The organism is Nocardioides sp. P5_C9_2 (assembly GCF_054049555.1).
The window spans coordinates 1-7154 of sequence record NZ_JBFUMD010000175.1; the positions used below are offsets into that span (position 1 = coordinate 1).

Annotated in this window: 7 protein-coding genes; 3 read left to right on the forward strand and 4 right to left on the reverse strand. The window is 73.4% G+C overall.

The features are described from left to right. The 3 genes from ACXJKL_RS10510 to ACXJKL_RS10520 all read left to right on the forward strand — a co-directional run. A partial coding sequence (locus ACXJKL_RS10510; protein WP_457207004.1) for an ATP-binding cassette domain-containing protein occupies window positions 1-357 on the forward strand: 357 nt, incomplete at its 5' end. Beyond that, window positions 354-1865, forward strand: a complete 1512-nt coding sequence (locus ACXJKL_RS10515) for a GNAT family N-acetyltransferase (RefSeq protein ID WP_457207005.1) — start codon at window positions 354-356, stop codon at window positions 1863-1865. The genes ACXJKL_RS10510 and ACXJKL_RS10515, both read left to right, overlap by 4 nt. Window positions 1866-1872: 7 nt before the next feature. Further along, window positions 1873-2658 (forward strand): LLM class flavin-dependent oxidoreductase, encoded by a 786-nt coding sequence (locus tag ACXJKL_RS10520; RefSeq protein ID WP_457207006.1) that lies wholly within the window; start codon window positions 1873-1875, stop codon window positions 2656-2658. Window positions 2659-2682: 24 nt separating this feature from the next. Here ACXJKL_RS10520 and ACXJKL_RS10525 read toward each other — a convergent pair whose 3' ends face one another. The 4 genes from ACXJKL_RS10525 to ACXJKL_RS10540 form a co-directional block, all read right to left on the reverse strand. Continuing rightward, the gene (locus tag ACXJKL_RS10525; protein WP_457207007.1) at window positions 2683-3834 is read right to left on the reverse strand and encodes an acyl-CoA dehydrogenase family protein; all 1152 of its coding nucleotides are present in this window, start codon (window positions 3832-3834) and stop codon (window positions 2683-2685) included. Beyond that, entirely contained in the window at window positions 3834-4985 is a 1152-nt protein-coding gene (locus tag ACXJKL_RS10530; RefSeq protein WP_457207008.1) for an acyl-CoA dehydrogenase family protein, read from the reverse strand. The genes ACXJKL_RS10525 and ACXJKL_RS10530 overlap by 1 nt, the downstream gene beginning before the upstream one ends. A 1-nt stretch (window position 4986) precedes the next feature. Further along, window positions 4987-6138, reverse strand: coding sequence for an acyl-CoA dehydrogenase family protein (locus tag ACXJKL_RS10535; RefSeq protein ID WP_457207009.1), 1152 nt, complete (start codon window positions 6136-6138; stop codon window positions 4987-4989). 124 nt (window positions 6139-6262) lie between these two features. After that, window positions 6263-7154, reverse strand: an 892-nt coding sequence (locus ACXJKL_RS10540) for a S1C family serine protease (protein ID WP_457207010.1), incomplete at its 5' end; no start/stop codon positions are given.

The following is a 7154-nucleotide window of genomic DNA, read 5'->3' on the forward strand; positions in this document are numbered from 1 at the left end:
GGCATGGGGCGCGAGCAGGCCAGTCGGGTGCTTGATCGCTACGAGCTCGCGCACGCGGGGGAGCAGACCTTCGAGTCGCTGTCCGGCGGCCAGCAGGCGCGCTTCCAGATCCTGCTGCTGGAGCTGAGCGGGGCCACCCTGCTGCTGCTCGACGAGCCCACCGACAACCTCGACGTGCAGAGCGCCGAGGCCCTGGAGGCCGGGCTCGAGGCCTTCGACGGCACGGTGCTCGCCGTCACCCACGACCGGTGGTTCGCCCGTGGCTTCGACCGGTTCCTGGTCTACGGCGCCGACGGGGAGGTCTACGAGTCCGACGRCCCCGTGTGGGACGAGGGCCGGGTGGCCCGCGCCCGATGAGCGACCTGGAGATCCGGGAGCTCGATCCCTCCGACGACGCCGCGTTCGTCGCGTGGCACCGCGCGTACGACGTCGCCGAGCGGCACGCGCTCGGCGACTCCGCCGCCACGTGGCGCCTGGAGGAGCTCCGGGCGGCGATGCAGGACGGCGGGTCGCACTCGTGGACCGGGGGCTGGTCGGGCCTCGTCGACGGCGAGACGGTCGCCGCCGGCTGGATGCGGACCCCGCTGCTCGACAACCCCGAGCTGGCCGAGATGACCGTCCACGTGCTGCCCGCCCACCGGCGCCGCGGCCACGGCACGGAGATGCTGGCGCACCTCGAGTCGTGCGCGCGCGAGCGCGGTCGCCGGGTCCTCACCGGCCTCGCGTCCTGGCCGTACGACGCGGGGTCCGACGGGGCGGGCGCGTCGGGGCCGGCCTTCGCGGCCGCCCGGGGCTGGGCGCTCGCGCTCTCCGAGGTCCAGCGCGAGCTCACCATTCCGGTGGCCGCGGGGGTGCTCGACCGCCTGGCGCGGGACGCGGCGCGCGAGCACGCGGCGTACACGGTGAGGTCCTGGTCGGGGCCCGTGCCGGACGACCTGCTGACCGGCTGGGCCGAGGTGACGTCCAGCCTGGCCACCGAGGCGCCGACCGGTGACCTCGATCTGGAGCCGGAGGCAGTCAGCCCCGAGGCGGTGCGCGAGCGGGAGGGGACGATCGCGCGGCAGGGGCGCACCAAGTACAACACCGTCGCCCTCGACGCCGACGGTGTCGTGGTGGCCTACACCGACCTGGCGACGACGGTCCACGAGCCCGGGCGCGCCTACCAGTGGGGCACCCTGGTGCGTCGCGACCACCGCGGCCACCGGCTCGGCCTCGCGGTCAAGGTGGCCAACCTGCGTCTGCTCCAGGGCGAGCGCCCGGACGTGCACCGGCTGACGACCTACAACGCCGAGGTCAACGCACACATGATCGCCGTCAACGAGGCGCTCGGCTTCCTCCCGGTCGCGCGGCTCGGGGACTTCCAGAAGCACCTGCTCCCCGAGGTCGTGCGGGTCGGCCCGGACGGTTGGCGCGAGTTCCGGGACGTCCGGCTCGCGTCCCTCGCCGACTCGCCCGGCGCYTTCGGGTCGCGCCACGCCGACTGGGTCGAGGCGACCGAGGAGCGGTGGCGGGCCCGGCTCACCGACGTGCCCCTGACGGTCGTGGCGCGGAGCGAGGCGGGCGCCGTCGGCGTCGTCTCGGGCGTGCCGTCGCCGGACGGCGTCGAGCTCATCTCGATGTGGGTCGCCCCCGAGCATCGCGGGACCGGGCTCGCGGCGCGGCTCATCGACCACGTCGTCGGGTGGGCCACCTCGTCGGGCCGGGACACGGTCCTCATGGTCCGTGACGACAACGCGCGGGCGATCCGGGCCTACGAGCGGTGCGGCTTCGTCGACCTCGGGGTGCCACCCGACCAGTCGGCCGACCAGCCGCCGGAGCGACTGATGCGCCGTACGGCGGTGCCTCGGGGCGCGGGGTCGGCATGATCGAGGCATGACCACACGCCGCGGACTCTTCGTCGCCCCCTTCGACGCCCTGGCCGATCCCCGCGCGGTCGGCGACCTGGCCGCCGCCGCGGAGGCGGCCGGCTGGGACGGGTTCTTCGTCTGGGACCACCTGCAGTACGGCGAGCGGGTCACCGCGATCGCGGACGTGTGGACGTGCTGCGCAGCGGTCGCGATGCGGACCGAGCGCCTGCTGCTCGGACCGATGGTGACCCCGCTGGCGCGGCGGCGACCGCAGGTGCTGGCTCGACAGGCGGCCAGCCTGGCGGTCCTGTCGGACGACCGCCTCGTGCTCGGCCTGGGGCTCGGCGACGACTGGGTGGGGGAGTTCAGCGCCTTCGGCGACGAGCCGGACCCGAGGGTGCGCGGCCGGATGCTCGACGAGGGGCTGGAGGTGCTCACCGCACTGCTGGCCGGCGGGGCTGTGGACCACGACGGAGACCACTACGTCGCTCGCGGCGTCCGCGCCGGCCCGGCCTCCGCCGTACCGATCTGGCTGGGCGGACGGTTCGGCAACCGGGCGCCCGTGCGCCGGGCCGCGCGGCACGACGGTCTCTTCGTCATCGGCCTGGACGGCCCGGACGACCTCGACACCGTGGCCGACTCACTGGCCGAGCACGACCCGGCGCCGGGCTTCGAGGTGGTGGTCGACCTCAGGCCCGAGCAGGACGTCGCGCCGTGGCTCGACCGCGGTGCGTCCTGGGTGCTGACCCGGATCGGTCCCTTCGACCTCGTTCTCGCCGAGGTCCGACGGATCGTCGAGGCGGGTCCCTGAGGGACGCGCGACGACGCGGGAGCATCACACGAAGGCGCTGATGCCCGTCTCGGCCCGCCCGATGAGCAGCTTCTGGATCTGCGAGGTGCCCTCGTACAGCGTCATCACCCGAGCGTCGCGGAGGTACTTCGCGGCCGGGTAGTCGTCGACGTACCCCGCCCCGCCGTGCACCTGGATGGCGTTGTTGGCGGCTCGGACGGCGGCCTCGGAGGCGAAGAGCTTGGCCTTGGACGCGGCCGTGCCGAACGGCTCGCCCCGGTCGACCAGGTCGGCGCAGCGCCACACCAGCAGCCGCGCCGCGTCGGCGTCGACGGAGATGTCGGCGAGCATGTCCTGGACGAGCTGGAACCCCGCGATGGGCCGGCCGAACTGGGTGCGGGTGGTGGCGTACTCGACGGAGGTCTCCAGGCAGCCCTGCACGATGCCGACGCAGCCCGCGGCGACCGCGAGACGACCCTTGTCGAGGGTGCTCATCGCGATCTTGAAGCCCTGGCCCACCTCGCCCAGCACGGCCGAGTCGGGGACCCGGACGTCGGCGAGGAAGAGCTCCGCGGTCGCCTGTCCGCGCAGGCCGAGCTTGCCCTTGATCTCGCGGGCCTCGAAGCCGGGGGTGTCGGTGGGGACGAGGAACGCCGTCACTCCGCGGGGGCCGTCGTCGCTGGTGCGGGCGAAGACCAGCGCCACGTCGGCCCAGGTGCCGTTGGTGATGAAGAGCTTCTGCCCGTTGAGCACCCAGTCCGACCCGTCGCGGGTGGCCCGCGAGGTGAGGTTGCCGGCGTCGGAACCGGTGTCGGGCTCGGTGAGGCCGAAGCACCCCAGCCTGCGTGCGGACGCCAGCTGGGGGAGCCACTCCTGCTTCTGCTCCTCGGAGCCGAAGAACAGGATCGACTTGCCGACCAGCCCGCTGCTCACCGACACGATGCCGCGCAGGGCCGAGTCGGCGCGCCCGAGCTCCTCCATGGCCAGCGCGTAGGTGACGTAGTCGCCGCCCAGCCCGCCGTACTCCTCGGGGATGGTCAGGCCGAAGAAGCCGATCTCGGCCATCTTGGGCACGATGGCGAGGTCGACGGCCTCGTCGCGGTCCCACCGGGTGCGGTGCGGGATCGCCTCCTTGTCGAGGAAGTCGCGCGCGAGAGCACGGAAGGCCTGCTGCTCGTCGGAGAGGGAGAGGTCCATCAGCTCAACGCCTCCAGCGTGCGGTGGTCGGTGACGCCCGCGGCCAGCTGGCCCAGGTGGTGGTCGCCGTCGCCGAAGAGGTGGTCCAGGACGGTCAGGTGGGCGGTGGCGGTGCCGACGGAGTACTCCGCGGTCATCGCGATGCCGCCGTGGAGCTGGATGGCCTCCTGGCCGATGTGCCGCGAGGCCCGGCTGGTCTGCAGCGCGCAGCGGGCGGCGGCCTCGGTCAGCCGGTCCCGGTCGCCGGTCGCGATGACCATGGTCGCCCAGTCGACGACGCTGTGGGTCAGCTCCAGCGAGACGTACATGTCCGAGGCCCGGAACGTCAGCGCCTGGAAGGTGTTGAGCGTGACGCCGAACTGCGTGCGGCTGGTGAGGTACGACGTGGTGGCCGCGAGCTGGGCCTGCATGACGCCGAGTGCCTGGTTGGCGGCCATCACGCGGGTGAGGTCGAGCATCGTGGCGAGGGTCGCCGAACGGTCGGTGGCGGCGTCGCCGAGCGGCACGGCCGGGGTGGCGTCGAGGACGAGCCGCGCGGCGCGCCCCCCGTCGTACGTCGGGTAGCCGGTGCGGTCGAGCGCGTCGCCGCCGCTGGCGTCGACCAGGAAGAGGCCGGTGCCGCCGTCGGGCAGGGTCGCGGTGACCACGACCTGGTCGGCGCGCGCGCCGTGCAGGACCGGGTCCTTGGTGCCGGTGAGGGTCCAACCGTCCCCGTCCCGGGTCGCCGTGGTGCCGGGGGCGTCGGTGGCCCAGCGGGGACCCTCGGGCTCGTCGTGGGCGACCGCGAGCACGCGCTCTCCGGCGGCGACCGCTCCGAGGACCTCGGCGCGCTGCTCCGCGGTCCCGGCCGCGGACACCAGCCCGCCGGCCAGCACCACCCCGGTCAGGTAGGGCTCGGGGGCGAGGACCCGGCCGAGCTCGCGGCACACGATGCCGATCTCGACCGGACCTGCGCCGACCCCGCCGTCGCTCTCCGCGAAGGGCAGGCCCAGGACCCCCATGTCGGCCAGCCGACGCCAGAGGTCCTCGTCGAACCCCGGGTCCTCGGCCGTCGTCCGGCGGCGGACCTCGTAGTCGCCGTACTGCTTGGTGAGGAGGCCACGCACGGCCTCGCGCAGCGCCTGCTGCTCGTCGTCGTAGGTGAAGTCCATGTCAGAGTCCCAGGATCGTGCGGGCGATGATCTGGCGCTGGATCTCGTTGGACCCGCCGTAGATCGACGCCTTGCGGAGGTTGAGGTAGGTCGGGGCGCTGCGGCGGGCCCAGCCCGCGAGCGGCGAGTCGTCGCCGGCCCCGGAGGCGATCGACGCCGGCCCGGCCAGGTCGACCGCGAGCTCGCTGACGGCCTGCTGGAGCTCGGTGCCCTTGAGCTTGAGCACCGACGAGGCCGGGTGCGGCTCGCCACCCGCGGAGTGGGCCACCACGCGCAGTGCGGTGAGCTCGAGGGCCAGCAGCTCGTTCTCGATCTCGACGATGCGGGACCGGACGTAGGGGTCGTCGAGCCGGTCGCCCGCGTTGGCCTTGAGGGTGGCGAGCGCCCGCTTGGTGAGGCCGACAGGTGCGACGCCGACGCGCTCGTTGCCGAGCAGGAACTTGGCGATCGTCCACCCGCCGTTGAGGTCGCCGACCAGCAGGTCGCCGGGCACCCGGACGTCGGTGAACCAGACCTCGTTGACCTCGTGGCCCCCGTCGATGAGCTCGATGGGACGCACCTCGACGCCGGGCAGCGTCATGTCGATGAGCAGCATCGAGATGCCGGCCTGCTTCTTCACGTCGGGGTCGGTGCGGACCAGGGTGAAGATCCAGTCGCCGTGCTGGCCCAGGGTGGTCCAGGTCTTCTGCCCGTTGACCACCCAGTCGTCGCCGTCGCGGACGGCGGTGGTGCGCAGGCTCGCCAGGTCCGAGCCCGCGTCGGGCTCGGAGAAGCCCTGCGACCACCAGATGTCCAGGTTGGCCGTCGCGGGCAGGAAGCGCTCCTTCTGCTCCTGGCTGCCGAACTGCGCGAGCACCGGGCCGATCATCGAGGCGTTGAAGGCCAGCGGGATCGGCACGCCGGCGCTCTGCATCTCCTCGTGCCACAGGTGGCGCTGGAGATCGGTCCATCCACGCCCGCCCCACTCCTCGGGCCAGTGCGGGACCGCCAGCCCGGCCTTGTTGAGGACCTGCTGGCTCTCCACGATCTGCTCCCGCGTCAGGTGCCGGCCCTCCAGCACGGTGTCGCGGATCTCCTGGGGGAACTCGGTGGTGAAGAACGTGCGCAGCTCCTCGCGGAACGCGGCGTCCTCGGCAGACAGCTCGAGCTGCATGGGGCTCCTTGGGGTCGTCACCTGGTGTGGCGACCCCATCATGGCGCGAACCGCCGCACGAGGCGATGTGCACACGGCCGAGTGCCCCGGGCGGCTGGTCCGCCCGGGGCCGCGTCGGGCCGGCTCAGCCGGTGGCCGCGTCCGAGTCGAGGGTGAGCGTGGCGGTCTGCTCCTGGCCGCCGCTGGTCCAGGTGACCTCGACCTTGTCGCCGGGGCGGTAGGACCGGATGGTGGCGACCAGCGAGTCCGCGTCGGTGATGGCGTGGTCGTCCACGCGGGTGATGACGTCGCCCTGCTCCAGGCCGGCGTCGGCGGCGGTCGAGCCGTCGCCCACCTGTCCGACCTTGGCACCGCCGGCGCCCTCGGCCGCGGACCCCGAGTCCGACACCTGGATGCCGAGGCGGGCGTGGGTGGGGGTGTCGCCGGCGATCATCTGGTCGACGATCGGCATCACCTCGTCGATGGGGATGGCGAAGCCGAGGCCGATCGAGCCGCCCTGGGCGCTGCTGTCCTGCGACGCCGTACGGATCGAGGAGTTGATGCCCACGACCGCGCCCGTCATGTCGACCAGCGGCCCACCCGAGTTGCCGGGGTTGATGGCCGCGTCGGTCTGGATCGCGGGGTACGTCGTGGAGTTGCCCTCGCTGTCGGTGCCGACGTTGACCGGCCGGTCCAGGGCGCTCACGATGCCGCTGGTGACGGTGGAGTCGAGGCCGAAGGGGGCGCCGAAGGCGACCACGTCCTGGCCGACGTCGAGGTTGGCCGACTGGCCGATGGTCGCGGGGGTGAGGCCGCTGACCCCGTCGGCCTTGATGACCGCGGTGTCGGTGAGCGGGTCGGTGCCCAGCACCTCGGCCGGCGCGCTGGTCCCGTCGGCGAAGTAGACGCGGACGGTGCCACCGCCGGCGGCGACCTCGACGACGTGGTTGTTCGTCAGGATCGTGCCGTCGGCGCTCAGGATGATCCCGGACCCCGAGCCCTGGCCCTGCTGGCCGGCCACCTGGATGGTCACCACG